This window comes from Bradyrhizobium zhengyangense (genome assembly GCF_022012435.1).
GTDB classification, from domain to species: domain Bacteria; phylum Pseudomonadota; class Alphaproteobacteria; order Rhizobiales; family Xanthobacteraceae; genus Bradyrhizobium; species Bradyrhizobium zhengyangense.
The window spans coordinates 171,495-196,784 of record NZ_JAKLUA010000012.1; the positions used below are offsets into that span (position 1 = coordinate 171,495).

At 61.9% G+C, this 25,290-nt stretch carries 30 protein-coding genes; 18 read left to right on the forward strand and 12 right to left on the reverse strand.

The features are described from left to right. The first annotated feature begins 47 nt into the window (after positions 1–47). A complete protein-coding gene (locus L6637_RS29915; RefSeq protein WP_237865750.1) occupies positions 48–458 on the forward strand; it encodes a DUF2000 family protein in 411 nt (136 codons plus the stop codon). 131 nt (positions 459–589) lie between these two features. Further along, positions 590–1,615, forward strand: coding sequence for an alcohol dehydrogenase AdhP (gene adhP, locus L6637_RS29920; protein ID WP_237872703.1), 1,026 nt, complete (start codon positions 590–592; stop codon positions 1,613–1,615). Positions 1,616–1,619: 4 nt separating this feature from the next. Here adhP and L6637_RS29925 read toward each other — a convergent pair whose 3' ends face one another. Genes L6637_RS29925 through L6637_RS29935 form a run of 3 tightly spaced genes read right to left on the reverse strand, consistent with a single transcriptional unit; the run spans position 1,620 to position 2,842 of the window. Next, on the reverse strand, positions 1,620–2,033 hold the full coding sequence (locus L6637_RS29925; protein ID WP_237872706.1) for a GFA family protein: 414 nt from the start codon (positions 2,031–2,033) through the stop codon (positions 1,620–1,622). 12 nt (positions 2,034–2,045) lie between these two features. Next, complete coding sequence (locus L6637_RS29930; RefSeq protein WP_237865752.1) at positions 2,046–2,510, reverse strand: SRPBCC family protein; 465 nt, start codon at positions 2,508–2,510, stop codon at positions 2,046–2,048. Further along, a complete protein-coding gene (locus tag L6637_RS29935; protein ID WP_237865753.1) occupies positions 2,507–2,842 on the reverse strand; it encodes an ArsR/SmtB family transcription factor in 336 nt (111 codons plus the stop codon). Before L6637_RS29935 ends, L6637_RS29930 begins: the two co-directional genes overlap by 4 nt. A 110-nt stretch (positions 2,843–2,952) precedes the next feature. Between L6637_RS29935 and L6637_RS29940 the strand changes: the two genes are divergently transcribed. From L6637_RS29940 to L6637_RS29985, 10 genes are all read left to right on the forward strand, one after another. After that, positions 2,953–3,636, forward strand: coding sequence for a TetR/AcrR family transcriptional regulator (locus L6637_RS29940; protein ID WP_237872708.1), 684 nt, complete (start codon positions 2,953–2,955; stop codon positions 3,634–3,636). Continuing rightward, a complete protein-coding gene (locus L6637_RS29945) occupies positions 3,633–4,421 on the forward strand; it encodes an HlyD family secretion protein (RefSeq protein ID WP_237865755.1) in 789 nt (262 codons plus the stop codon). Before L6637_RS29940 ends, L6637_RS29945 begins: the two co-directional genes overlap by 4 nt. Further along, positions 4,418–5,347, forward strand: a complete 930-nt coding sequence (locus L6637_RS29950) for an ABC transporter ATP-binding protein (RefSeq protein WP_237865756.1) — start codon at positions 4,418–4,420, stop codon at positions 5,345–5,347. The genes L6637_RS29945 and L6637_RS29950 overlap by 4 nt, the downstream gene beginning before the upstream one ends. Then, positions 5,344–6,507 carry an ABC transporter permease gene (locus L6637_RS29955; protein WP_237872710.1) on the forward strand — a complete coding sequence of 388 codons (1,164 nt, stop codon included), beginning with the start codon at positions 5,344–5,346 and terminating at the stop codon, positions 6,505–6,507. The genes L6637_RS29950 and L6637_RS29955 overlap by 4 nt, the downstream gene beginning before the upstream one ends. 29 nt (positions 6,508–6,536) lie before the next feature. After that, positions 6,537–7,838 (forward strand): adenylate/guanylate cyclase domain-containing protein, encoded by a 1,302-nt coding sequence (locus tag L6637_RS29960; RefSeq protein WP_237872712.1) that lies wholly within the window; start codon positions 6,537–6,539, stop codon positions 7,836–7,838. A 116-nt stretch (positions 7,839–7,954) separates the two neighbouring features. After that, a complete protein-coding gene (locus tag L6637_RS29965; RefSeq protein ID WP_237865759.1) occupies positions 7,955–8,155 on the forward strand; it encodes a hypothetical protein in 201 nt (66 codons plus the stop codon). Positions 8,156–8,271: 116 nt separating this feature from the next. Continuing rightward, positions 8,272–9,003, forward strand: a complete 732-nt coding sequence (locus tag L6637_RS29970) for a GntR family transcriptional regulator (RefSeq protein ID WP_237872714.1) — start codon at positions 8,272–8,274, stop codon at positions 9,001–9,003. Positions 9,004–9,052: 49 nt separating this feature from the next. Then, positions 9,053–10,297, forward strand: a complete 1,245-nt coding sequence (locus L6637_RS29975) for an MFS transporter (protein ID WP_237865761.1) — start codon at positions 9,053–9,055, stop codon at positions 10,295–10,297. A 21-nt stretch (positions 10,298–10,318) separates the two neighbouring features. Then, positions 10,319–11,215 carry an amidohydrolase family protein gene (locus L6637_RS29980; RefSeq protein ID WP_237872716.1) on the forward strand — a complete coding sequence of 299 codons (897 nt, stop codon included), beginning with the start codon at positions 10,319–10,321 and terminating at the stop codon, positions 11,213–11,215. Positions 11,216–11,334: 119 nt separating this feature from the next. Continuing rightward, positions 11,335–12,249: a PhzF family phenazine biosynthesis protein gene (locus L6637_RS29985; RefSeq protein WP_237872718.1), complete on the forward strand. Its 915-nt coding sequence runs from the start codon at positions 11,335–11,337 to the stop codon at positions 12,247–12,249. Between the two features lie 3 nt (positions 12,250–12,252). On the opposite strand, the gene L6637_RS29990 is transcribed toward L6637_RS29985, so the two are convergent. Beyond that, positions 12,253–12,714, reverse strand: coding sequence for a DUF488 domain-containing protein (locus L6637_RS29990; protein WP_237872719.1), 462 nt, complete (start codon positions 12,712–12,714; stop codon positions 12,253–12,255). 9 nt (positions 12,715–12,723) lie between these two features. Continuing rightward, positions 12,724–13,545: a DUF72 domain-containing protein gene (locus L6637_RS29995; protein WP_237865765.1), complete on the reverse strand. Its 822-nt coding sequence runs from the start codon at positions 13,543–13,545 to the stop codon at positions 12,724–12,726. A 120-nt stretch (positions 13,546–13,665) separates the two neighbouring features. On the opposite strand from L6637_RS29995, the gene L6637_RS30000 reads away from it, so the two are divergent. From L6637_RS30000 to L6637_RS30015, 4 genes are all read left to right on the forward strand, one after another. Continuing rightward, complete coding sequence (locus tag L6637_RS30000) at positions 13,666–14,046, forward strand: hypothetical protein (RefSeq protein WP_237865766.1); 381 nt, start codon at positions 13,666–13,668, stop codon at positions 14,044–14,046. 89 nt (positions 14,047–14,135) lie between these two features. Continuing rightward, entirely contained in the window at positions 14,136–14,342 is a 207-nt protein-coding gene (locus L6637_RS30005; RefSeq protein WP_237865767.1) for a hypothetical protein, read from the forward strand. 246 nt (positions 14,343–14,588) lie between these two features. Continuing rightward, entirely contained in the window at positions 14,589–15,716 is a 1,128-nt protein-coding gene (locus L6637_RS30010) for a glycosyltransferase (RefSeq protein WP_237872720.1), read from the forward strand. Between the two features lie 18 nt (positions 15,717–15,734). Continuing rightward, positions 15,735–17,240, forward strand: a complete 1,506-nt coding sequence (locus L6637_RS30015) for a glycosyltransferase family 39 protein (protein ID WP_237872721.1) — start codon at positions 15,735–15,737, stop codon at positions 17,238–17,240. Positions 17,241–17,244: 4 nt separating this feature from the next. Here the strand turns inward: L6637_RS30015 and L6637_RS30020 are convergent, their stop codons facing one another. Continuing rightward, on the reverse strand, positions 17,245–18,273 hold the full coding sequence (locus L6637_RS30020) for an NAD-dependent epimerase/dehydratase family protein (RefSeq protein ID WP_237865770.1): 1,029 nt from the start codon (positions 18,271–18,273) through the stop codon (positions 17,245–17,247). A 52-nt stretch (positions 18,274–18,325) separates the two neighbouring features. Continuing rightward, positions 18,326–19,405, reverse strand: a complete 1,080-nt coding sequence (locus L6637_RS30025; protein WP_237865771.1) for a DegT/DnrJ/EryC1/StrS family aminotransferase — start codon at positions 19,403–19,405, stop codon at positions 18,326–18,328. A gap of 274 nt (positions 19,406–19,679) precedes the next feature. Here L6637_RS30025 and L6637_RS30030 point away from each other — a divergent pair, with 274 nt between their 5' ends. Beyond that, the gene (locus L6637_RS30030) at positions 19,680–20,426 is read left to right on the forward strand and encodes a glycosyltransferase family 25 protein (protein WP_237872722.1); all 747 of its coding nucleotides are present in this window, start codon (positions 19,680–19,682) and stop codon (positions 20,424–20,426) included. A gap of 16 nt (positions 20,427–20,442) precedes the next feature. Continuing rightward, positions 20,443–21,153: a WbqC family protein gene (locus tag L6637_RS30035; RefSeq protein WP_237872723.1), complete on the forward strand. Its 711-nt coding sequence runs from the start codon at positions 20,443–20,445 to the stop codon at positions 21,151–21,153. Between the two features lie 49 nt (positions 21,154–21,202). On the opposite strand, the gene L6637_RS30040 is transcribed toward L6637_RS30035, so the two are convergent. The 5 genes from L6637_RS30040 to L6637_RS30060 form a co-directional block, all read right to left on the reverse strand. Continuing rightward, on the reverse strand, positions 21,203–21,970 hold the full coding sequence (locus L6637_RS30040; RefSeq protein ID WP_237865774.1) for a TylF/MycF family methyltransferase: 768 nt from the start codon (positions 21,968–21,970) through the stop codon (positions 21,203–21,205). Between the two features lie 58 nt (positions 21,971–22,028). Beyond that, positions 22,029–22,709, reverse strand: a complete 681-nt coding sequence (locus L6637_RS30045) for a metallophosphoesterase family protein (protein WP_237865775.1) — start codon at positions 22,707–22,709, stop codon at positions 22,029–22,031. After that, complete coding sequence (locus L6637_RS30050) at positions 22,687–23,598, reverse strand: ATP-grasp domain-containing protein (protein WP_237865797.1); 912 nt, start codon at positions 23,596–23,598, stop codon at positions 22,687–22,689. The genes L6637_RS30045 and L6637_RS30050 overlap by 23 nt, the downstream gene beginning before the upstream one ends. Positions 23,599–23,660: 62 nt before the next feature. Beyond that, positions 23,661–24,503 carry an NAD-dependent epimerase/dehydratase family protein gene (locus tag L6637_RS30055; protein WP_237865776.1) on the reverse strand — a complete coding sequence of 281 codons (843 nt, stop codon included), beginning with the start codon at positions 24,501–24,503 and terminating at the stop codon, positions 23,661–23,663. Then, positions 24,500–25,237 (reverse strand): class I SAM-dependent methyltransferase, encoded by a 738-nt coding sequence (locus L6637_RS30060; RefSeq protein ID WP_237865777.1) that lies wholly within the window; start codon positions 25,235–25,237, stop codon positions 24,500–24,502. The genes L6637_RS30055 and L6637_RS30060 overlap by 4 nt, the downstream gene beginning before the upstream one ends. Positions 25,238–25,290 lie beyond the last annotated feature (53 nt).

The following is a 25,290-nucleotide window of genomic DNA, read 5'->3' on the forward strand; positions in this document are numbered from 1 at the left end:
GGAATTTCTTTTTCTTTCCAGACGCTTGGATGTGCGCGGGAGAGTTCATGCAGTTCGATACCAAGATTGCCGTTGTCATTCGCAACGACCTCCAGACTTGGCAGAAGCTCAATGTTGCGTCATTCCTGACGAGCGGCGTCGCGGCTGCTTTTCCGGAGTGCATCGGCGATGCCTATGAGGACGCATCGTCCACGAAGTATCTTGCGCTGATCGGCCAACCGATCCTGATCTATGGTGCCGATGGTCCGGCGCTGTCGCGTGCACTCGATCGCGCACTCACGCGCAATGTCACGCCGGCGGTCTATACCGAGGACATGTTCAAGACCACGCATGATGCTGCCAATCGCGCAGCTGTGAGAGCGGTCGCGCGCGGCGATCTCAATCTCGTCGGCCTCGCAATGCGCGCCGAGAGGAAGGTGATCGACAAGATCGTCGATGGATTGAAGTTCCATAGCTGACGCCAGGCGCGCTCTGCGCTGCCGCGGGCGTTCTGCGCAGCGCGACCAATAAACTTGCGTCGTTTGACTCCAATCAAGTGAGACCTGGGCGGTATCGCTAGTCTGCTTACGTAATGCAATGGAGCAGACCGATGCCGACCATGAAAGCCGCTGTTGTCAAACAATTCGGCAAGCCCCTGGCGATTGAGGATGTGCCGGTACCGCAGCCCGGTCCCGGCGAAGTTCTGGTCAAGGTGAAGGCCTGCGGTGTCTGCCACACCGATCTGCACGCCGCCTCCGGTGACTGGCCGGTCAAGCCGGTGCCGCCGTTCATTCCCGGCCATGAAGCAGCCGGCATCGTCGCGGCGCTCGGACCCGGCGTCAAAAATCTGAAGGTCGGCGATGCTGTCGGCGTCGCCTGGCTGCACGATGCCTGCATGTCGTGCGAATATTGCGAGACCGGCTGGGAGACGCTGTGCGAGCATCAGCACAACACTGGCTACAGCGTGAACGGCGGCTTTGCCGAATATGTCATCGCTTCGGCGGCCTTTGCGGCGAAGCTGCCGCCGACGATCGATTTCGCGGCTGTTGCGCCGATCCTTTGCGCTGGTGTCACCACCTACAAGGGACTGAAGGAGACCGACGCGCGGCCCGGCGAGTGGGTCGCGATCTCAGGCGTCGGCGGGCTCGGCCATGTCGCGATCCAGTACGCCAAGGCGATGGGGTTCAAGGTCGCGGCGATTGATATCGCCCAGGACAAGCTCGAGCTCGCGCGCGAGACCGGTGCCGATCTCGCGGTCAACGCGCTCGCAAGCGATGCCGTTGACAAGGTGCTCACAGCGAGCGGAGGAGGGGCTCACGGCGTGCTGGTCACGGCGGTGTCGACCGCCGCGTTTGCTCAGGCGCTGAAGATGGTGCGGCGGAAGGGCACCGTCAGCCTCGTCGGCCTGCCGCCGGGTGAATTCCCGACGCCGATCTTCGATGTCGTGCTCAAGCGCATCACCGTGCGCGGCTCCATCGTCGGGACCCGCAGGGATCTCGACGAAGCCATTGCGTTCGCTGCGGACGGCAAGGTGAAGGCCGAAGTGACGAAAATGCCGCTTGCGCAAATCAACAACGTGTTCGAGCGGATGAAGGCCGGTACGATCAACGGCCGCATGGTGCTCGACTTTGGCTAAACTCTCAGCCCGGCGGCATCCTCTCGAACTTCGTCAGGCCGGAATCGAGAGGATCCCAATCATACGCGCGCACGGCGTAGGTGATCGCTTGCGGCTTGTAGCGGGCCGGCTCGTCGAGGCTGGCAGCGCGGATGGTGAAGATATCGGGCATGGCCTTGAAGGTCATGTAAACGGCGACGCCGCATTCGGGGCAGAAGGCGCGCGTCTTCACGTTGCCGCTGTCGCCGGTCATGTCCCATGTCCTGGCTTCGCCCGTCACCGTGACGCCGCCGCGCGGAAAGGTGGCGTAGGAGCCGTGGCCGGTGCCGCTTTCACGCTGGCAGTCCCGGCACTGGCAATGGTTGGAGAACATGGGCTCGCCGACAATCGAATAGCGGATCACGCCGCAGGCGCAGCCGCCGGTATAGGGCTTGGTCATCGCATTAACTCCTCAACTGTCTTCGCCGCTGATTTCGTCGAGCTGCCGAATGACCTTCTTCCATCCGCCGCTCATGACGGTGTAGGCGCTGTCGTTCCTCGGCATGACGAAGCCCGCATGAACCAGCTGAATGCGCGTGCCGGCTTCGACCGGGGTGAGGGACCAGGTCACAACAGTGTCGAGCGGCGCGCCGTAGCCGGTGTTGCGTTCATCGCCACCCGTCCAGGCGTAGACCAGACGCCGGTTCGGGACGACTTCCAGGACGCGGCAATGGATGACGCCGTCCCAGTGGCCGCCCGGCTTGGTCTGGTAGGTGAAGACATTGCCTTCGACAGCCTCGAAGCCGGTCGGTGGCATGAGCCAGCGCGCGATCAACTGGGCAGATGTCAGCACCTTCCAGACCGTCTCCGGCGCGTGAGGGAGCACCTCGTCCATCACGATATCTTTGGTTTCGGCTTTCAACGCGGCTGCACTCACGGGTCGATCTCCTTCAACAGGTCACGCAGGTTCTGGAAGCGCTCGCGCCAGAAGACACCGTAATGATCCATCCAGGTGACCAGCGGTTCGAGACCTTGCGGCGCGGCGCGGTAGTAGACGTTGCGGCCCTCGGCGCGCTCGGCGACGAGGCCCGCCTGCTTCAACGATTTCAAATGTTGCGAGATCGCGCCCTGCGTCACGCCACTGCCGCGCGTCAGCTCGGCGACGCTGATCTCCTTGCTGTCGAACACGCGCTCGAACACCGCGCGCCGGGTCGGATCGGCGAGGGCGCGCATGACGGCGGTGACGGGACTGGGGGCGGCATCGATCATGTCAACAGATTAGTATTCGCTAATGCATTAGTCAATACTAATTTGTTTGAGCGACGATCGAGTCAGCCCCTCTCATTGACTATGACTGACTAGTCAGTCATAAATGCAAAATGACAAAGAAGCTCACTAAAGCGGCTGCGGCCAAAGCTGCGACGCGCAATCCCGAAGCCGGCGAAGACGCCGCGCCGATGTCGAACCGCGCCACGCGCGCGGCCGAGCGGCGCGATGCGATCGTCGCAGCGGCGATGGAGGAGTTCATCGCGCGCGGCTTTGCCGCGACGCGGCTCGACGACATTGCCAAGCGTGCCGGCGTCGCGAAGGGCACCATCTACCTGCACTTCAAGGACAAGGAATCGATGTTCGAGGAGCTGGTGCGCACCGTGATCGTGCCAGTGGTGGTGAAGCTGAGTGCACTACCGCCGCCGACGAGCTCGGTCCGCGACCTCATTGAAACCTTTGCCGGCAACTTCCTCAAAGAGGTGATCGGCACGAGGCGCGGCGATCTCGTCCGCCTGATCGTGGCGGAGGGTCCGCGCTTTCCGGCAGTGGCCGACTTCTACTACCGCGAGGTGGTCTCGCGTGGGATCGCCGGCATGCGCGCGCTGATCGAGCTCGGCATTGCCCGTGGCGAGATCCACCAGGCAAATCTCGCGCGCTATCCGCAGATTGTGATCGCGCCGGCGATGATCGCGGTGATCTGGCAGAGCCTGTTTGCGCGGCACGCGCCGCTCGATGCGCAGGACATGCTGCGCGTCCATCTCGATTTGATCTTTGGCGAACGGAGGACGACATGACGTCGTCGCAAAGGATTTTTGCAGTCGCATTGGCCGCCGTGCTCGCAACCGGACTAGCCGGCTGCAAGGAGAAGCGCGATCCCGGTTTCCAGGGATGGGTCGAGGCCGACATGATCTATGTCAGTCCGGACGAGGCAGGCCGCGTGACCAAGCTCGATATCCGCGAGGGCGATTTGGTGAAGGTCGGCGATCCCCTCTATTCCGTCGACGACGACCTCCAGCTGGCCGATCTCAACCAGACCAAGGCGACGCTGGCCAACGCGCAGCAGGTGTTCGATCGCGCAGAGTCCCTGCGCAAAACCGGCTCCGGCACGCAAGCCACTCTGGATTCCGCTGTCTCTGACTTACGGGTCGCGCAGGCGCGGGTGGTGACGTCGGAGACGCGGCTGGCGCGGCGCAAGGGCTTTGCCCCGGTCGCCGGCACCATCCAGCAGATCTATTTCCGCGAGGGCGAGATGGTCGCCGCGCAGCGGCCGGTGCTCTCGATCATGCCGCCCGGCAACATGAAGCTGCGCTTCTTCGTGCCGGAAACGGAGTTGCCGAAGCTGTCGATCGGCGACGAGGTGCGGGTCGCCTGCGACAATTGCGCCGCCGACCTCACCGCAAAGATCTACTTCATCGCGACCTCGGCCGAATACACCCCGCCCGTCATCTACAGCCTCGAGGAGAGGGACAAGCTCGTCTACCTCATCCAGGCGCGGCCGTCGCGGCCCGATGCGTTGCGGGTCGGCCAGCCGATCGACGTCTATCTCAACCCGAAGACCCCGGTGGCGGACAAGCGATGAGCGTGAGCAACGAGATCGCGATCGACGTCAAGGGCCTGACCAAATCGTTTGGTGGTCGCGAGGTCGTGCACGACCTGTCGATGCAGGTGAAGCGCGGCTCGATCTACGGCTTCCTCGGGCCGAACGGCTCGGGCAAGACCACGACCATCCGCATTCTCTGCGGCCTGCTGACGCCCGACAGCGGCGAGGGCACCTGCCTCGGCTACGACATCCTGAAGGACGCGGAAAAGATCAAGCGCAAAGTCGGCTACATGACGCAGCGCTTCAGCCTGTACCAGGATCTTTCCGTGCGCGAGAACCTCGAATTCGTTGCGCGGCTCTATGGCCTTGCCGACGCGCGCGGGGCTGCCCGCGACATGATCAAGCGGCTCGGCCTCTCGGGCCGCGAGGAGCAGCTCGCGGGCGAGCTTTCCGGCGGCTGGAAGCAGCGTCTTGCATTGGGGGCCTGCACCCTGCCCAATCCGGAATTGCTGCTCCTGGACGAGCCGACCGCGGGCGTCGATCCCAAGGCGCGGCGCGATTTCTGGAACGAGATCCATGCGCTCGCCGCAGGTGGTCTCACCGTGCTGGTCTCGACACATTACATGGACGAGGCCGAGCGTTGCCATGAGATCGCGTATATCGCTTATGGCCATCTCCTGGCGCACGGTACCGTTGACGAGGTGATCGCGAAGTCCGCGCTGACGACCTACACCGTCACCGGCGAGTTGAATGGCCTCGCGGCCCAGCTCGCCGGCAAGCCCGGAATCGACATGGTGGCGCCGTTTGGCACCTCGCTGCACGTCTCGGGCCGCGACGTCGCGGCTCTCGAAGCCAGCATCGCGCCGTGGCGCGAGAAGGGCGACCTACACTGGCTGAAATCGGCGCCGTCGCTGGAAGACGTCTTCATCGAGTTGATGGGCCGTTCCAAGGACAATTTCCAATGAGCAGCATCCGGACAACCGGCCCAGTGCGGGAGATCCGCGACCGCTTCGGCTTCTGGCGCCGCTCCTATGCCATGATGGCGAAGGAGTTCATTCAGCTTCGGCGGGACCGCGTGTCGTTTGCGATGATCGTGGCGATCCCGGTGATGCAGCTCCTCCTGTTCGGTTATGCCATCAACACCACGCCGCACCATCTGCCGAGCGCGGTGCTGCTGCAGGAGGACTCGGATCTTGCCCGCTCGGTCCTGAAGGCGTTGGAGAATACCGCCTATTTCCGCTTCGTCTACGAAGTGCACGACGTCGACGAGTTCGACAATTTGCTGAAGTCCGGCAAGGTGCTGTTCGGCGTCGAGATCCCGCGCGGTTTCGAACGCGCTGTGCGGCGCGGCGACAAGCCGGCGCTGCTGGTTGCAGCCGACGCGACCGATCCGGTCGCCGCAAGCTCCGCACTCGGCGCGCTCGGCATGATCGTGCAGACGGCACTTGCGCACGATCTCTATATCGGCGATCCCCCGGCGATGCCGTTCGAGATCCGCGCGCATGCGCGCTACAATCCGGCGGCGGAATCGCGGCTCAACATCGTGCCGGGACTGGTCGGCACCATTCTCACCATGACGATGCTGATCTTCACGGCGCTGTCGGTGACGCGCGAGATTGAACGCGGCACTATGGAGAGCCTCCTGTCGATGCCGATCAAACCGGTCGAGGTGATGATCGGCAAGATCGTGCCCTACATCCTGGTCGGCTTCATCCAGGCCTTCCTGATCGTCAATATCGGAGTGTTCCTGTTCGGCGTGCCGGTGCTCGGCAGTCTGTTCCTGCTGGCGGCTCTTTCGACCCTTTTCATCGCTGCAAATCTCGCGATCGGCTACACGTTCTCGACCATCGCGCAGAATCAATTGCAGGCGATACAGATGTCATTCATGTTCTTCCTGCCAAGCATCTTGCTGTCCGGCTTCATGTTCCCGTTCGCGGGGATGCCGGCCTGGGCGCAATATGTCGGCGAATGCCTGCCGCTGACGCACTACATTCGCATCGTCCGCGCCATCATGCTGAAGGGCGCCTCCATGCCGAACCTGCGGTTCGATACGCTTGCGCTGGCAGCGCTGATGCTGGTCGCCATGACCATCGCCGTGACGCGCTTCCGCCGCACGCTGGATTGAGGCAAACTGCCCCGGAATCGGGGGATGGAATGGTCAGCTTTTTGAAAGCCCGGCAAAGGGCCGTCTTGTCGGAGGAGTTCGAGCGCGAGCTGACGCGCGAAGTGCTGCGCACCGAGTTGCTGCGGGTGAAGGCGCTGATCGCCACGGGCCTCGTCATGCTGGTCTTGCTCACGGCGACCTTCGTGATCGACCCTGCCATCGCGAACCGGATCTGGCGCGGGACCGAGGGGATGGTCCGCGAATACGTCCTTGTGGCAGGATTCCTGCTGTTCGAGGTCTGGGTCCACAGCCAGATCAGGCGAAACCTCAAGCTTGATCGCGACCTGCCGGTGGTCAGGCGCTATATCGGCGCCTTTATCGAGACGTCGCTGCCGACGCTCATCTTGATCCTGCAGATCCGCAGCATGGGCGCTGGGCCTGCGCTCGGTTTCGTGTTGCCGATGGTCTATTTCATCTTCGTCATTCTTTCGACGCTGCGGCTCGATTTCTGGCTGTCTACCTTCACGGGATTTGTCGCAGCCGCCGAACTCCTGACAGTCGCGCTGTATTACAATTCCGCAAGCGACACCGGAGAACCCCTGATCTATTTCCACACCGTGCGCAGCATGGTGATCCTGGTCTGCGGCGTGCTTGCGGGCTCCGTCGGCGCGCAGTTGCGGCGACAATTCAGCGCGAGCATCGCGGCGGCCACCGCGCGCGATCGGGTGACCAACCTGTTCGGCCAGCACGTCTCGCCGCAGGTGGTCGAGCGGCTGATGGCGGAGGGGACGAGCGTCGCCGGCGATATCAGGCGCGTCGCGGTGATGTTCGTCGATTTCCGCGGCTTCACCGCCGGCGCGCAGTCGCGCACCCCGCAAGAGGTCGTCGACCGGCTCGACGGCGCATTCGCCGTGCTGGTCGACATTCTCGACCGCCATGGCGGCATCGTGAACAAGTTTCTGGGCGACGGATTTCTCGCGCTGTTCGGCGCGCCGCTGGAGGCGTCCGATGCCGCGCATCGTGCGGTCGCCGCAGGCCGCGACATGCTGACCGCGATGGATCACATCAATGCGCAGACGAGCTGGCCGCTGAGAATCGGCATCGGCATTCATTTCGGCGAGGTCGTCGCCGGCAATATCGGCTCGCCCCGGCGCAAGGAATACACCGTGATCGGCGACACCGTGAACTTTGCATCGCGGCTCGAGGCGCTCAACAAGGAGTTCGGCTCGCAGCTCCTGATCTCGGCGTCCGTGCGCGAGGCGCTCGGAGACGACGGCGAGGATGCGGTCGCGCTCGGCGAAGTCACCGTGCGCGGTTATGAGCAGCCGGTCGCGGTGTTTCAATTGGGGTGAGGGGACTGCTCGCGTTTCTTTGAAGGCGCGTGCCGAAATATCCTGGGCTGCCCTCCGCTCTTGCATTCGGGACGTCGAAATTGTTTCGACCTCCATTTGCTACGCGGAGAATATCCATGATCCGATTGAGCGTCGTCTCGGCCGCCGTGATTGCCGCGGCCGTTTATCAAATCGAGGCCGCGTCGGCCCGCGATGCGGCCCCCGCCCGGCGTGGTGTTGCGCATGCGACGGCGGATTGCGTCAGGGCGCCGGCCGAGGCGGCCTATGCGACCGCTCCCTACAAGGAGCCGCCCTGCATGCCGAAAGCTACGAACTGAGTTCGAACCCGGCGAAGCCGGGCTGGCCAGTGCCGCCAGCCCGGCTGTTTCTGCTGGCATATGCGGTATTCCAGTAGCGCTTGACTCCTCTTTCAACTAGTCATCTATATGACTATATGAATTCAGCTCCGCGCGACGGTCGTCTGCCCCGCTACCAGCGCCTGCGCGACGACCTCGCCGCGCGGATCAACCGCAATGAATGGCGGCCGGGCGAGCCGATTCCATCGGAGGCCGAGCTTGGCGCGCATTACGGTGTCGCCATCGGCACCGTGCGCAAGGCGATCGACCAACTCGTGGCGGATGCCGCGCTGGAGCGCCAGCAGGGCCGCGGCACCTTCGTGCGCCGTGCGCGGTTCAATTCCTCGCTGTTCCGCTTCTTCCGTTTCCAGTCCGAAAGCGGCGAGCGGCGCGTGCCCAAGAGCCGCATCCTCCGGCGCAGAAGCGTGCCGGCGACTTCAGCCGTGGCATCGGCGCTGCGCATGCCGGTCGGTGAACCCGTTGTCAGCCTGTCGCGCCTGCGGTTGATCGATGATGTGCCGCTGCTCGCCGAAGAGATCTGGCTCCAGCAATCGCGCTTCGCGCCAATTCTCGAAATCGATACCGCTGAGTTCGGCGACCTGCTGTATCCGCTATATGAGGAGCGCTGCGGTGAGGTGGTGGTTTCCGCCGAGGAAATTCTGACGGTCGAGACCGCCAACGAGATGCAGGCGCGCCTGCTCAGGCTCGAGGCCCATGCGCCGCTGATCGTGATCGAGCGCCTCGCGCTCGACCTCGAGCGGCGGCCGATCGAATGGCGCAGGTCGCGCGGGCCGGCGGACCGCTTCCGCTACCATGCCGAGATCCGATAAAGCGGCTCTTCAACGTCATCAAGCAATAACGAGTACAGGGGTAGGGAACATGTCGAACTGGTATAGCGAAAGCTCGCCGCTGGAGCGGCGCACGTTCTGGGCAAGTTTTGGCGGCTGGGCGCTGGATGCGCTCGACGTTCAGATGTTCGGCCTCGCGATTCCGGCGTTGATCGCAGCCTTCGGCATCAGCAAGGCTGATGCGGGACTGCTCGGCTCGGTTACCCTGTTCTTCGGCGCGTTCGGCGGCTGGCTCGGCGGCGCACTCGGCGATCGCTTCGGCCGCGTCAAAGCACTCCAGATCACGGTCGCGACCTTCGCGCTCGCGACCTTCGCGTCGGCATTCGCGATGAGCTACACCCAGCTCCTGGTGCTCAAGGCGATCCAGGGCCTCGGCTTCGGCGCCGAATGGGCCTGCGGTGCGGTGCTGATGGCCGAGATCATCCGCCCCGAACATCGCGGCAAGGCGCTTGGCACGGTACAGAGCGCCTGGGCGGTCGGCTGGGGCGCGGCCGTGCTGCTGTCCGCGCTGGTCTTCACTTATGCACCGGCCGATATCGCCTGGCGCATCCTGTTTGCGATCGGATTGTTGCCGGCGCTGCTCATCATCTTCATCCGCCGCGGGCTGAAGGAGCCGCCGCGCGCCGTGGCCAAGGACGCAGAAGCGCCGTTCTTCGCCACGCTGGCAGGCATCTTCCATCGCGATGTGCTGCGCTCGACCCTGGTCGGCGGTCTGTTCGGCATCGGCGCCCATGGCGGCTATGCCGCACTGACGACGTTCCTGCCGACTTACTTGCGCGAAGTGCGGCACTTGTCGGTGCTCGGCTCCAGCGGATATCTCGCCGTCATCATCATCGCCTTCTTCTGCGGCTGTGTCGCCAGCGGGATCATCAGCGACCGCATCGGCCGTCGCGCCAATGTCGCGTTCTTCGCCAGCGCCTGCATCGTCACCGTGCTGGTCTACATCTTTGCGCCGCTGACCAACGGCCAGATGCTGTTGCTCGGCTTTCCACTTGGCTTCTTCTCGGCCGGAATCCCTGCGAGCATGGCCGCGCTGTTCAGCGAGCTCTATCCGGCCGGCGTGCGCGGCACCGGCGTCGGCTTCTGCTACAATTTCGGCCGCGTGGTCTCCGCCGCGTTTCCCTTCCTGGTCGGCTTTCTCAGTGATCGCATCGGCCTCGGGCCCGCAATCGGCATCGACGCGGCGTTCGCCTATGCGCTGGTGCTGATCGCGGTGGTTCTCCTGCCCGAGACCCGCGGCAAGGTGTTCGAGCAGGCCGCAGCCGCCCGCGTTTGACGGGAATGAGGAGCAACAACCATGACATCGTTCAAGCGCGGCCTGACGCGCCGCCAATTCGGCGCGGGCGCTGCAGCCCTGGTGGCAAGTGCGGCTGCGGGCAAAGCGGCAGGTGAGGCGACGATGCCTGTGATCGATACCCACGCCCATGTCTTCCATCGCGGATTGAAGCTCGCACCGGGCCGGCGCTATGCGCCCGAATACGACGCGCCGCTGTCGCTGTATCTCGAGCAGCTCGACCACAACGGCATGAGCAACGGCGTGCTGGTGCAGCCCAGCTTCCTCGGCACCGACAATTCCTACCTCGTCGATTGCCTGAAGCAGACCAATGGCCGCCTGCGCGGCATCGCTGTCGTCGATCCCTCTATTTCGGCAGATGAGCTGCGCGCGCTCGACAAAGCCGGCATCGTCGGCATCCGCCTCAATCTCGTCGGCCAGCCCTTGCCCGATCTCGCGGCGAGCGAATGGAAGGGACTGCTCGCCAACCTGAAGGCGATGGGCTGGCAGGTCGAGATCCAGCGCAACGCGTCCGATCTCGCCGTGCTCACCCCGCAATTGCTCGATCTCGGCGTCACTGTCGTGCTCGATCATTTTGCGCTGCCGGATCCCAAGCTCGGCGTCTCAGATCCCGGCTTTCAATCCGTGCTGAAGTTAGGGGCGACGCGAAACGTGTGGGTCAAGATCTCTGCGCCGTATCGCAACGGCCCAGCCGGCGAGAGCTTTGCGAAGGAGGCCTATCCGCTGCTTCGCAGTGCCTATGGTCTCGATCGCCTGCTGTGGGGCAGCGACTGGCCGCATACGCAGTTCGAGGCAACGCAAACCTACGCGAAGAACCGCCAATTTCTCGACATCCTCGTGGCCGACGGGCGCGAACGCGCGCAAGTGCTGTCCTCGCCGCGGCCTCTCTTTCGCTTCTGATACGCGCAGCGATTGCTCCGATTGCACTCAATTTTGGGGCATGACGAGCGATATTTTGCCCTTGTAGAGTGCTGCGGGAGGCGGCCGGTTTGCGGCCGCCATTTGCGTGAGGAAACACCATGCAGCGCCGCTACGTCACCGTCGACGTGTTCACCGACCGCGCCTTCGGCGGCAACCAGCTCGCCGTGGTGCTCGATGCTGCCGGGCTCTCGACGCGTCAGATGCAGGCGATCGCGACGGAGTTTAACTATTCCGAGACGACCTTCGTGCTGCCGCCGCGCGACAAGGCCAACGACGCCGAGGTGCGCATCTTCACGCCGGTGAGGGAGATGCCGTTCGCCGGTCATCCCAATGTCGGCACCTCCTTCGTGCTGGCAAGTCTTGCGAAAGAGCCGAAGCCACGCCTTTTGTTCGAGGAGATTGCGGGCCTCGTGCCGGTCGACATTTTTCGCGAGCAGGGAAGGGTGGTCGGCACCGAGCTCACCGCGCCGCAGCCGCTGTCGCGACTGGCGGAAGTCTCGGCCGCTGACGTTGCAGCCTGCATCTCGTTGACGGCTGATGACATCAGGACCGATCACCATGCGCCGCAAGTGGTCGGTGTTGGAACGCCGTTCCTCGTGGCAGAGGTGCATTCGCGCGATGCGCTCAAGCGCGCGAGGCCCGACGCAGCCGCGTTTGGCAGGGTCCTTCCTCGCGACGATGCCCGCTCCGTGTGGTTCTACACGCGCGACGTGCCGGCGTCCGAGGCGCCGACCGAGCGGCAGGCGCGTATGTTCATGCGCGGTGCTGGCGGACTCGCCGAAGATCCCGCCACCGGCAGCGCCACCGTCGCCGCCGCCGCGCTGTTCGCCGATCTCGATCCCTTCAGTGACGGCGAACTGAAGCTCACCGTTGGCCAAGGCTTTGACATGGGCCGGCCGAGCATCCTGCAGACGCGCGTCGTCAAGCGGGACGGCAAGATCGTGTCAGCGCATGTCGGCGGTGCCTGCGTGCAGATGATGGAGGGGACGTTCAAGCTGGCAGGAGCGGAATGACGGCTACAGCTGCCGCCCCGCCAGATTCTTCACCGCCACGCCTTCGCGCTCCTCGATGATTTCCGCGATCATCTGGCGGTGGCAATGGGTGTGGTCGCGCTCGTAGCAGAGCAGGCAGACCGGGCCGGCCTTCTTCACCAGCGCCGAGAGTTCGTCCATCTGCTCCCTGACCTCCGGTGTCTTCAGGTGCTTTGCGAAGATCTTCTCCAGCACGTCGTATTGGCCGCTGCGCGCGGCGAGGCGGCCTTCCTTCGGCGTGCCGAGGCCAGCAAGGTGGACATAGGCAATGCCGCGCTCGTCGAGGCCAGCGGCCAGCTGCTTCTTGGAAAAGCCCGGCCGCCGTGACGACGTCACCGCGCGTACGTCGACCACAAGCTTGACACCGGCCTGCTCGAGCTCATCCAGCACGGCCTTGGGCGGCGTCTGCTCATAGCCGATGGTGAAGAGTTTCTTCGCCGTGGCCATCCATTCTCCTCAGCTCACTCGCGCGATCAATTCCATGGCGCCGTGCGGTGCGCGCACCTTGCCCTCGTGGATGACATAGGCGAACACGTCGCGCGGTTCCTTCTTCGGCTTCGCCTTGTCAACCTTCGGCAGGTCGTCGGGTTCACTTCCCTCCGCCCAGGCTTGAAAACGTTCGGCCCAGGCGTCCAGCTGCTTCGGCGGATAGCAGGTCTTGATCTCGTCATTGCCCTTCTGCAACCGGGCATAGACGAAATCGCCGGCGACATCGGCAATCGCTGGATATTTTCCGTGTTCGGCAAACACGACCGGCGTCTCGAATTGGCGGATCAGCGCGATGAAATCGGGTGTGCAGAAACTGTCATGGCGCACCTCCACCACGTGACGCAGCGGGCGTCCGTCGAGCTTGCGTGGCAACAGCTCCAGGAACTTGCCGAAATCGGCGCCGTCGAATTTCTTGGTCGGCGCGAACTGCCACAGCGCCGGGCCAAGATGGTCGCCGAGTTCCAGCACGCCGGAATCGTAGAAGCGTTTGATGGAATCGCCGGCCTCGGCCAGTACGCGCCTGTTGGTGGCAAAGCGCGGCCCCTTGACCGAGAACACAAAACCATCGGGCACTTCGCTCGCCCATTTGCGAAAGCTCTCCGGCTTCTGCGAGCCGTAATAGGTGCCGTTGATCTCGATCGAGGTCAGCTTCGAGGCGGCGTAGGACAGCTCCTTCGCCTGCGTCAGCTTCTCTGGATAGAACACGCCGCGCCAGGGCTCGAAGGTCCAGCCGCCGATGCCGATGTAGATGTTGCCGGATTTCTTGGACGCGGTTTTTGCTTTGGCCACGGAGGATCTCGCATCGACGGGAAGGGGATGGCTGCATCCTATTCAAACCAGATGTGATTGGCCAGTTGTCGCATCCCGTCTAAGCTCGCCTCGCGATCTGCGAAAAAAAGGGAGAACAAGATGCGGATGCTGATACTGGGAGCGGCGCTCGTCATGATGACATCTGCTGCCATGACGCCTGTTGCGAGGGCGGATGACGACGATGCGAAAGGCGCGCAGAAGCTCGCCATGCAGGGCCGCGACGATTACTGGCATTGCCTGGCGCGGGAGTATTCGCGCGACAGCAATCAGGGCCTGTCGGAGCAGGAGTTCGGTCGCTCGGTGGCCGGGGCCTGCCCGTCGGAGCGGCAGTATTACCGGGTGGCGCTACTCGACTATCTCACCTCGCAATATCCGAACATCGATTCCGGTGCCCATCTCGCGACCGCGAACAGGGCGGTGGAGTCGGCGCAGAAGGACATCGTGACCGCCTACGTCAAGCACCGGCCGCCGACGAAATAGGGCCATGACCTGTTGCGGCCCGGCAGCCCTTCCGACCGCGCCTTCATCCGTGATATGAGAGGGCTCATCTGGAACAGGGACGTGGTGGTATGTCGTCTGAGTCGGTAGGTGGCATTTTTGGCGCGATCGTCGCCGCGGTCGTGCTCGCAGTCGCCGTCGTCTTCGGGCCGATCGGCCAGTACGGCAAGCCCCCCAAGCCGGCCAAGGTCGATCCAGCCCCCGCCGCCATGGCGCCTGCCGCCCCTGTGGCCCCCGCGCCTCGGGGCCCGGTGATCCGGGAAGTCCCGAATCAATAATGGCCTGAAAAGGGCGGTTTCGGCCACTTGCAAAGCGGCTTAGCCATTCCCATTTAGCTTGTAACGGCGACGTTGAGTCAAAAGCTCCGGCGCTGGAACGACCTTGGAATAGCTTGGGCCTGCGCCGGATGTACGCGCGGTCCCGCCGTTCCGGGGTCGTTGGCATTTTAGGCCCCCTTTTGGGGCTGTCTCCCTGAAAAAGCTCCGGCTTGGCAGCGCAGGACGCGGCGGATATACGCTGCCGTCATGAATGAAGCGATCAAACCGGGCGTCGACGGCCAGACCCAAGAGGGGCCGGAACTGTCGGTCATTGTCCCGACCTTCAACGAGCGCGACAACGTCACCGTGCTGTACCGGCGGCTGGAGGCGACGCTTCCCAACGTCGCCTGGGAGGTCGTGTTCGTCGACGACAACTCGCCTGATGGCACCTGGGACGTCGTGCGCGAACTGGCGCAGAAGGACAGCCGCGTGCGCTGCATCCGCCGTATCGGCCGCCGCGGCCTGTCAGGCGCCTGCATCGAGGGCATTTTGGCCTCCAGCGCGCCTTATGCGGCCGTGATGGACGCCGACCTCCAGCACGACGAAACCCAGCTGCCGAAGATGCTGCTGCTGCTCGCAAGCGACAAGGCCGACCTTGTCGTCGGCAGCCGCTACATCGAGGGCTACAAGAGCGAAGGCTTCAACAAGCAGCGCGCCGGCGCCAGCGCGCTGGCGACCGAGGTCGCCAGGAAGATACTCCGGGTCGAGATCGCCGATCCGATGAGCGGCTTCTTCATGGTTCGCCGCGACCGTTTCGAGCAATTGGCGCCGAAACTCTCGGTGCACGGCTTCAAGATCCTGCTCGACCTCGTTGCGACCGCGCACGGCTCCCTGCGTGCGATCGAAATTCCCTACACGTTCGGCGCCCGCCAGCATGGCGAAAGCAAGCTCGATTCCCTGGTGGCGCTCGACTTCCTCGGCCTCGTGCTGGCGAAGCTGACCAACGACATCGTCTCGCTGCGCTTCATCCTGTTCGCGATGGTCGGCGGCATCGGCCTCATGGTGCATCTCGCAACGCTGTTCATCGCACTTCAGCTGATCAGGGTGCCGTTCGCGGAGGCGCAGGCCGCCGGTGCGATCGTCGCCATGACCACCAATTTCATCATGAACAACTTCCTCACCTATCGCGATCAGCGGCTGAAGGGTTTTGCGATCCTGCGCGGCCTGATCATGTTCTACGTCGTCTGCAGCGTCGGCCTGCTCGCCAATGTCGGCGTGGCCTTCTCTGTCTACGATCAGGAGCCGATCTGGTGGCTGGCCGGCATGGCCGGGGCGCTGATGGGCGTGGTGTGGAATTACGCGATGTCCGGACTGTTCGTCTGGCGCAAGAAATAGCGCGCCAAGGATTCAGCTATGGGTGGGGCTGACGCGCGGATCGTCCGCAATACGGCGCTGGTGATTCTCGCGCTGGTCGTCTTGCGGCTGGTCGCGGCCGCCTTCACGCCGATCACCTTCGACGAAGCCTATTACTGGATGTGGTCGAAGAATCTGGCGGGCGGGTATTACGACCACCCGCCGATGGTGGCTTACGTCATCCGTGCCGGCACTATGATCGCCGGCGATACCGAGCTCGGCGTCCGCCTGGTCTCGATCCTGCTCGCGCTTCCGATGAGCTATGCGATCTATCGCTCGGCCGCGATCCTGTTCGGCGGTGCGCGGGTGGCTGCGACCAGCGCCATCCTGCTCAACGTCACCATGATGGCCTCCGTCGGCACGCTGATCGTGACGCCGGATGCGCCGTTATTGGTTGCCTCCAGCTTCGTGCTGTTCTTCCTCGCCAAGGTGCTCGAGACTGGCCGCGGTGTCTGGTGGCTTGCGGTCGGCGCAGCCGTCGGCGCGGCGCTGCTGTCGAAGTACACTGCGATGTTCTTTGGCGCTGCGATCCTGATCTGGCTCGCTTCCGTGCCGAAACTGCGGCGCTGGTTCCTCTCGCCCTGGCCCTATCTCGGCGGCCTCGTCGCGCTGGCGCTGTTCTCGCCGGTGATCCTGTGGAATGCGGATCATCATTGGGTCTCGTTCGTCAAGCAGCTCGGGCGCGCCAAGATCGAGGATTTCCGCCCGGTCTTCATCGCCGAGCTGATCCCGACCCAGATCGCATTCGCGACGCCGCTGGTCTTCATCCTTGGCGCGATGGGCCTGCATGCGCTGACCTGGCGCCGGGCCGGCGCGCTGGCCTCCCGCGTGCTGATCGAGACGATGTTCTGGACCATTGTCGTCTATTTCTTCTGGCATTCGCTGCATGCGCGCGTCGAGGCCAACTGGTTTGCGCCGGTTTATCCGCCGTTCATTGTCGCCGCCGCAGCCGCCGCCAACCTTGCACAGTGGAAGCCGCGGGCGCGACGCCTGGTGGATTTTTGCCTGCGCTGGGCCGCGCCTGCTGGCATCGTGATGTTCGCCGCACTGATCCTGCAGGCCAATACAGGCTGGCTATCCGGTTATCGCCGCGATGCGACCGTGCGCAGCGTCGGCGTCGGCTGGCGCGAGCTCGCTGCCAATATCGAAGCAGAACGCGTGCGCCATGGTGCGACCTGCGTGCTCACGCCTGATTACGGCACCACCGGCTGGCTCGCCTTCTATCTGCCGCGCGGGGCCTGCGTGGTGCAGCAGAACCAGCGCATCCGCTGGGTCAACATGCCCGAGCCGGATCCGAAACTGCTCGCAGGCAAGCTGCTCTATGTCGACGAAGTCAGGCCCGATGGCCATCCCTTCCTCAACGATCTCTTCACGCATGTGACGCGTGTCGCCGAGCTGCAGCGCAAGCGCGGGCCGCTCGTGGTCGAGACCTACGGCGTCGACCTGCTCGAGGGTGCCAAGGGCGACGTCCTGGATCGCTCGCCGCCGCCCGAACTGGTGCCTTGAGCGATCACAAGATCTTGCCGTTGAACGACAATTCCTTGATCCGCTTTTCCCAGTCGATCAGGGAACGGTACCATCCCAGCGTATGGGTGGTGGGATCGTCGCCACTCACCGTGCCACGCTCCAGAGCCTGTTTTATCTCCACGATACCTTCATGGACGCGGGAGGATGGATCGAATTTCAGGCGTTGGATGATCTTGGCAAAGGACAAATTATAGGTTCGCTTGTCCGTCGCATCCGGGATCGTATGCGTAACGATGTTCGGGATGATGTCCTTGACGAAGTTGGCGAGCTGCTTGATCTGATAGTTGAGATCGTCACTGCCGACGTTGAACGTTTCCCCGGACACGACTGACGCTTCGCTCTCGATGCCCATCATCAGGGCGCGGCAGACGTCATGAACGTGGATGAACGGCCGCCATTGCTCGCCGCCTCCCATGACGTAGATCACCCGCTCCTTCCAGGCGCGGAGCGTCATGACGTTGATGGCGAGGTCGAAGCGCATGCGCGGAGCCAGGCCAAACACGGTGCTGTTGCGCAAGATGACCGTTTCGAACGTATCGCTTTGCAGCTTGCGCAGCTCGTCCTCGACGTGGAGCTTGCTTTCGGCATACAGCGTCTGCGGCCGGCAGACCGCGTGCTCGTTGAGCGACACTTCCTGGCCGTGGCCGTAGACCGACGCCGAGCTCGAATAGACATAGCGGCGAACGCCGGCCCGCTTAGCCGCGCGAGCCAGACGAACGCCCCCCTGATGGTTGATCGAGACCGTCAGCTCGGGGTCGATTTCGGCGGAGGCGTCGTTGCTCAGTCCCGCCAGATCGATGACAGCGTCCATGCCTTCGAACTGTTGGGGGTCGACGGTGCGGATGTCGTCGACGAGCATCTTGATGTTCGGGTGGGAAGCCGCCTGCATGAATCGATCCCGGCCGAAAAAACATCGATCGAGCGCAGTCACCGAATAACCCTTTTGGGCCAGCATCTGGCACAGTGGAATGCCGATATAGCCGCCTGCTCCAGTGACGAGAACTTTCTGCATGTCCTAGACTTCTATATGCTTGGGAAACATCGGGTTGGCTGCGACTATGCGATTAAGGCTTCGTTCTGTTTTGCGCCGATTGGCGCGCATACCGGATGGCGGCAACGATGAGATCGCATTCCTCGTCGGTCATGTCGTTGTAGACCGGGAGCGCAATGACGTTGTAAGCGACCCTTTCCGTCACGGGTAAATTCACTTCCCTCTGCGTCGTGTAGGCGGTCATGTGGTGGCAGGGCGGGCTGTAATACTTCCGGACGAAGACATTGTGGGTCTCGAGCGCTGACGTCAGTGCATCCCGGTCGAGCCCGAACTCCCTGGCGTCGACGACGACCGGCAGATAGAGCCAATTCGTTTGCACGCCTGCAGGCTCTCGCCCCACACGCAAACCGGGAATTTTGGAAAGCCCGGTCCGCATGCGCTCGACGGCGTGTCGGCGCGTCGCAATGGCCTGCTCGAACGTCTTGAGTTGCTCGAGGCCGATGAGGGCCGATATCTCGAGCATTTTCCCGTTCAAGCCCGGCTCGTGACAATCGGCGCCGTCGACTTGCCCGAAGTTGCGCATCGCCTTGACGCGCGCGAGCAATTCCAAATCGTGGCTGCAGACGCAGCCGCCTTCCATTGTTGCGAAAGCCTTGGTGGCGTGGAAGCTGAACATCTGCGCGTCTGCGCAGCCGCCCACCAATTGCCCATTGAATCGCGTTCCGAAAGAGGGCGCGCTATCGACCAGAAATCTCAGCTTGTGAGTTTCGGCTATCCGGGCGAGCGTCGCGTAATCGCTGGCGATCCCATAAGCGTCGACAGCAAGAATGGCGACGGTACGGTCAGTGATCCTGCGCTCGACATCATCAGGGTCGAGGCGCATCGTCTGGTCGTCGAGAATGTCGGCAAAGACCGGTTCGGCGCCGACCCATTTGATGGCATGCGGTGTTGCGCTGAACGTGAACGACGGCACGATGACTTCGCCGCCGGTGATTCCCGCAGCCCGCAACATGGCCATCATCCCGATCTGGCCATTGCAGAAAACAAGGGTAGGAACGCCGAGATACTCGCTCAGGCGCGTCTCGAATTCGACGACCCAGCGGGAATTGTTCGTGACCTGGCCCGTCTCCAGCGCGGTTTCGAAAGCGGCCAAGAACTGTTCGGTTCTTGGAAACCTTGGACGCACGATATGAAGCGGGCTCCTGGCCAGGGGCGTGAGAGATTCAAGCGGGACTGCGGCAGTCATCTCGAGTCCTGAATATCGATTCAAGTCTGTGACGGCTTACCGATATAGATCGAGACTTGCGTGGAGCATTCGTGCGCGACGTGATCCGCGATTGACAGGCGCGTTTGGACTAGCCCCGACTGGCGAATCAATATTCTAGTGGCGCTCTCCGGCATCCATTCGCGAACGGTCCTTTTGGCATATGAAGAATTTCGTCATTAATCTCGATCGCCATCCAGAGAAATTCGAGAACTTCCTGAAGCGCAATGCGGGCTGTGGAATCGCCTTCGAGCGCTTCTCCGCGACGAATGGCCTTGAGTTGACCGATCAGGAGGTGATGGCGATGCGGCTCGTTGCGCCCGGATCGCAGTTCACCAGGGGAGCCGTTGGCGGCGCCGCTTCACTGTGGCGGATCTTGAACTGGATCGCCAAGCAGAATGAGCCTGCCCTTGTCTTTGAGGACGATTGTACCATCCGCCACGACATCATCGGACGCCTGGAGGCGCTTCTTCCGTCCCTTGGGAGCTGGGATCTTTTGGTGCTCGGATACAATACGGATTCGATACTTGATCTCGAGCTCGCGCAGGGCATGAAGTCGATGATGGTCTTTCGGCCCATCCACCCGGATGACGCGAGTGATGCCGCTTTCCAGAGGTCGAATTCTCAGGTGGCCGCGCTCCGGCTCAATTGTTGTTTCGGCCCGGCCGGGACCGCGATCTCTCCCCAGGGAGCGTCGAGGTTGCTGGAGCTCTGTTTCCCGATGGACAACCGGCCTGTCAGAATCGAGGCGCTCGGAAACCGCATGCTGCCAACGATAGGATTGGATGGGATGGGGAACAGCACCTACCACCTCTTCAAGGCGTATGCTTGCTTCGCGCCGCTTGTGGTGCCGCGCAACAACAATGCGACGTCGACTACCTATACTCACGATGCGCGCATCTGGGGCTAACAGGGCGTCGCGCACGATGAAACTCGCGATCATGCAGCCGTATTTTCTTCCTTATATCGGCTATTATCAGCTCATTAGTGCGGTCGATCTCTTCATCGTCTATGATAACGTAAAATATGTAAAAAAGGGCTGGATCAACCGCAACAGGATGCTGGTCAACGGCAAGGACGCGTTGTTCTCGCTCCCGTTGAAGAAGGACTCGGACGCCCTCGATATTCGCGACAGGGAGTTGGCGGCCGACTTCGACCGTGCAAAGCTGCTCAATCAATGGCAAGGGGCCTATAGAACCGCGCCTTTCTTCAAGCAGACCTTTCCACTTCTGGAAGAGATTGTTGGCTTTCAAGATCCTAATCTATTTCGCTATCTCTTCAATTCGTTGCAGATGACCTGCGAGCATCTCGGTTTGAAGACCTCATTCAAAATCTCGTCCGAGGTGCCGATCGATCATTCGCTCAAGTTCCAGGATAGGGTGCTTGCATTGTGCGAAGCGGAAGGCACGCAAAAGTACATCAACGCGATCGGCGGCCTGGAGCTCTACGATGCCAATGCTTTCAGTGCCCGTGGAATCGAATTCAGAGCGCTTCGCGCGCGACCGTTTCCTTATCAGCAGTTCGGGCAGCCTCATGTGCCGTATCTATCGATCGTCGATTTGCTGATGTTCAACTCGGTATCGAAGCTGGGCGAGATCATCGCCGAAAACTACGATCTGGTTCAACAGAACGTATAGGCCTTAAGCCCGGTTCGTCCGAAAACGGTCCGGCGTCGAGATCGACGCCTCATTCGAATACGACGTAACTCTGCTGCGGCGAGATCGTGCTGCGGCAGATGCGATAGCCCTGGGTGCCCCATGCCTCGCGCAGGGCCAGGGTTTCGCCCGGATTCTCGGCGAGGACCAACTCGTCAAACCCGACGATGCTGTTCTTTGCCAGATAGGGGCGAATGAGTTCGAGGCATCTCTTCGTCGGCTCGTAGAGATCAAGGTCGAAATAGGCCAGCGAGATGATCGTCTCGGGATGCTTCTCCAGATACACGGGAAGGGTTTCGGTCACGTCGCCCTTGACCAACTCGAACTTGCGAAGGTGGCTGCGCGGTGCGAGCTTCTCCTGCGCCGACAGGATGTCTGCCAGTACGTCTTCGTAATGGGGCGTGACGCTGAGCCCGCCGACCTTCAGCCCGTCGAAATCGCCATCCTGGGGCGCTACCGACGGGAAGCCCTCGAACGTATCGAAGCCAACAACCTTGCGGCTCATGTTGTAGGGCTCGTAGATGTGGCGCATCGTCGTGAACAGCGCCATGTTCTGCCCCCAGCGCACGCCGAATTCCATGATGACGCCATGCGTGTGCAGGGTCATCGAATAGAGATCGTGCATGAAGAGAATACGCGCCAGCGACGGGCGATTGAGGAACAGGCCGAGATTCGCGTGGAATTCGCGCGCAGGCATCGGCGACGTCTTCATCAGTTCCTGCAGCCGGCCGTAAGCGGCCACTTCGTCCTGGGCAGCAAAGGTAAAGTTCTGCGCGTCCTGCGGATCGCTTGGCGTCATGATTTGTGCTCACACGTTGCTATGTTGATGAGAGGAGAGGGCGCTGAGATCCCGACGCTCAATCCGCGAGCCGCCTGAGATTTTTCGCGCCAGTCTTCAGCCCGCCATAGTAGTAGTCGTGGAATCCAGCGGTCTCCATCAGGTCAAAGACCTTTTGCATGTCGTACTTGACCCGGTGCAGCGCGAAGGTCTCGCCGTCGAAGGTTGCAAACGCGGCGCGTGGATCGCCGTCGCGCGGCTGGCCCACGGACCCCGGATTGCAGTAGGTCTTTGCGCCGAAGCGGTGGATGCTTTGCACGTGGGTATGGCCGCTCACGAAATGGGTGCCGGACAGGCGCGCGAAATAGTCTTCGCTCGGGTTGGTCAGGTACTCGTCGATCGGATCGCCCCATCCGGCGTGAACGACCTGAACATTCCCGACCTGCATTTGCAGGTGAAAGGCCCTCAGCCAGTTCACGTTTTCGGACGTGATCGCCTTTCTCTGATAAGCCAGGCACTCGTTCACGCTCTTGGATCGGGTGCAGAACCCGCCGAAGCCCAGGTACCAGTCGTGGTTGCCGAGAACGCTGTGGATGCCGCGTCGCTTCAGTTCATCGCAGCATTCGTTCACCTGGGAATAATAGCCGACCACGTCGCCGACGCAGACGATCTCGGCGACGCGCATACGGTCGATCTCGGCGAGAACCGCTGTCAGCGCCTCGAAATTTCCGTGGATGTCAGAGATGAACGCTATTGTCATGGAAGATGAAATCCTCGGTATAGCGGACGGCTCTGCCACGCTTTATGTCCGGTTGCACCGGCAGTCGTTGCTCGATAGCCATGTCGACCGCCATGAGCGCTTCGTTGTAGCCAAAGGCGGCGCGGATCGAGGTGGATGACGAAATCCGCGGATTGATCTCGAGCAACTTCAGACCTGCATCGGTCTTGCGAAACTGAAAATTTGTCGGTCCGATCGGCGAAAACGCCTTGCACAAATCCCGGACCGCTTCGGAGAACTCGGCCTGGTCGACGACTTCGGCCTTTTCCGTGAATCCATCCTTGGAAAGTCTTCGCTGAAGCGCCATCGAGGCTGAATAGCCGCCTTGACCGTCGCAGAACGCGGACACCGTGAATTCGTCGTCGTCTCGCCCGACGATGGGTTGAGCCATCAACGTTGTCTTTGTCGCGGGAGCAATCTTGGCAAGCTGCTCCGCAGTCTCGACCACCACGATGCCCTTCGAGCCAAAGCCCCGACGAGGCTTCAGCAAGAACGGCAGGCCGCAATTGGCTTTGAGGGCATCGAAGTCCATGTCCAGATAGCTCGGGATCGCATAGGTCGGCATCAATTCCCGCTGCCGTTCGTAGAATGCCCATTTGTCCGAGCACATGGAGATCAGCGCTCGTGAGTTGAGAACCACCTTGGTTCCCGTCGCTTTAAGTTCAGCGACATGATCCGCCCACTTGTACATGTCGGCATCGATGCCGGGGAACGCCACGTCGACCCGATGCTTGCGCAGGAGCGCGACAAGCTGATCGATGTAGTCCGAAGCATCGGTCCTGGGTACGGCTTCAAACACGTCGCAAAATCCTGGTGCGACCGAGTCGGTATAGATCGAGGTGCCGATGAGCTTCATCGGTCGCTTCGACATCCTCAGGGAGCGAAGGATTCCGTAGCCGACGATTCCGGCGGCGCCGGAAACCAGTATCGTCGTCACGATGCCAGCTTTCGATGAACCGCTTCCATCTGCATGCCTTGCACGGAGGAAACGCGGGGAAGATAGTCGACCATCCGGAATAACGTGTCGTCGCAGGAAAAGCCGTTGTCCGGGATATCGGGCTTGTCCGTCAGGAACCTGACTTTGCTCGTGCTTGCAAAAGCCGAAATCGCCGCCGCCGCGATCTGCGAATATCTGACGTTGTCGGGGTTCACGCACCGATAGACGCCTTCGATCTTCATCGCAATGATGGCCGAGATAATTTTGGCGATGTCGTCGGCGTGAATGAAGTTTCTCAGCGGGTCGTTCGAGCCGAAAATGTCGATGTCTTCGTTTCTCTCGGCCTTGTCCATGATGGTGTACAGGAAAGGCTGATGTTTTCGAAACGACTCTCCCACCCCATAAATCTGAGAAGGCTTGAGTACCGCGACAGGCAGCCGAAACTTTCTGGCGCAGAACTGCGCAACATCCTCGGAATGCCTCTTTGAAAGAGCATAGGCTCCGAAGAAGGGAGAATCGTTCGCGAGATCCGAGAAAATACTGGAGATGTGCACGAAGTGCTTCGTGTTTGCTCTTGAGCTTGCGTGACAGAGCTTCATCAGGCCGAGTACGTTGACATTCATGATTTGCAGCGTGTCGGGCAATTCATTGCCATCGAAGGCGGCCGCCATATTGACCACGCAGTCGATCCTGTCGGGAATCTGGACGTGGTCCGAACAGAGGTCCAGCTCGACCTCACAGCCCCGGCGCCCGGCCGTCAGCACGTCGTACCGTTCACGAAGCAGCGGGATAACCGCCTGCGCTAGCGCGGAGGTTCCGCCTATGATCAACACCCTCATGATCGCGCCGAATCGTCCGGCGCGAGTTGCGCGAGTAGCCCGCAGGACAGTTCTGGGTAGTCAACACCGATCTCGCACAGGGCTCGGATGATCTTGGTGTCGAGATGTAGCGACAGGAGCTGACTTGTCGCAAAGGGCTTGAGATAGATGCCTTCGATCTTCTCTATCTTGTAGCCGGCATCGGTCGCCAGCTTGGTGAGGGAGCCGACCGTAAAGTACCGCTGGTGCCCAAGAACCAGATCGTTGTCCGAAAGAGCCTCCATGTCCGGCAGCATTCCCGCAAGATGTCCAAGCCTTCGGTTCATGACCTCGGCATTGGGAACCGCAACAAAGAGCTTCCCCGCGGGGGCCAGAAAGTTCCTGAAACGGTTCAAGATCAGAAGCGGGTCGTCGACATGCTCGAGGATGAAGCCCATGACGATGAGGTCGAATGTTTCGTCCGTCTCGAACTCTTCGAAATAGGTTTCAATGATCTCGCTTCTGCTCTCCGGAAACCGCAGCTTGAAGTTTTGGATCACCGCGGGAGAGCCTTCAAGAACCACATGACGCTTGCAGCCGTCCGAAAAGAGTTCAGTGGCGAAGCCGTGCCCCAGTCCGAGATCGAGGACGGCACGTGGATCTTTCACGACACGAGCAATGCGCTTCGGATACCAGGTCAGCGAAATCTCGTTGTCGAAATCGTAGATGCTTTTGCCCTCGTAGGCAGCGACATGGACATCCAGCCGACTGTTCATGGGTTCTCTTTCGTCAAATTCGATGCGCCATTGGACGCCCGATCTCACGCTTA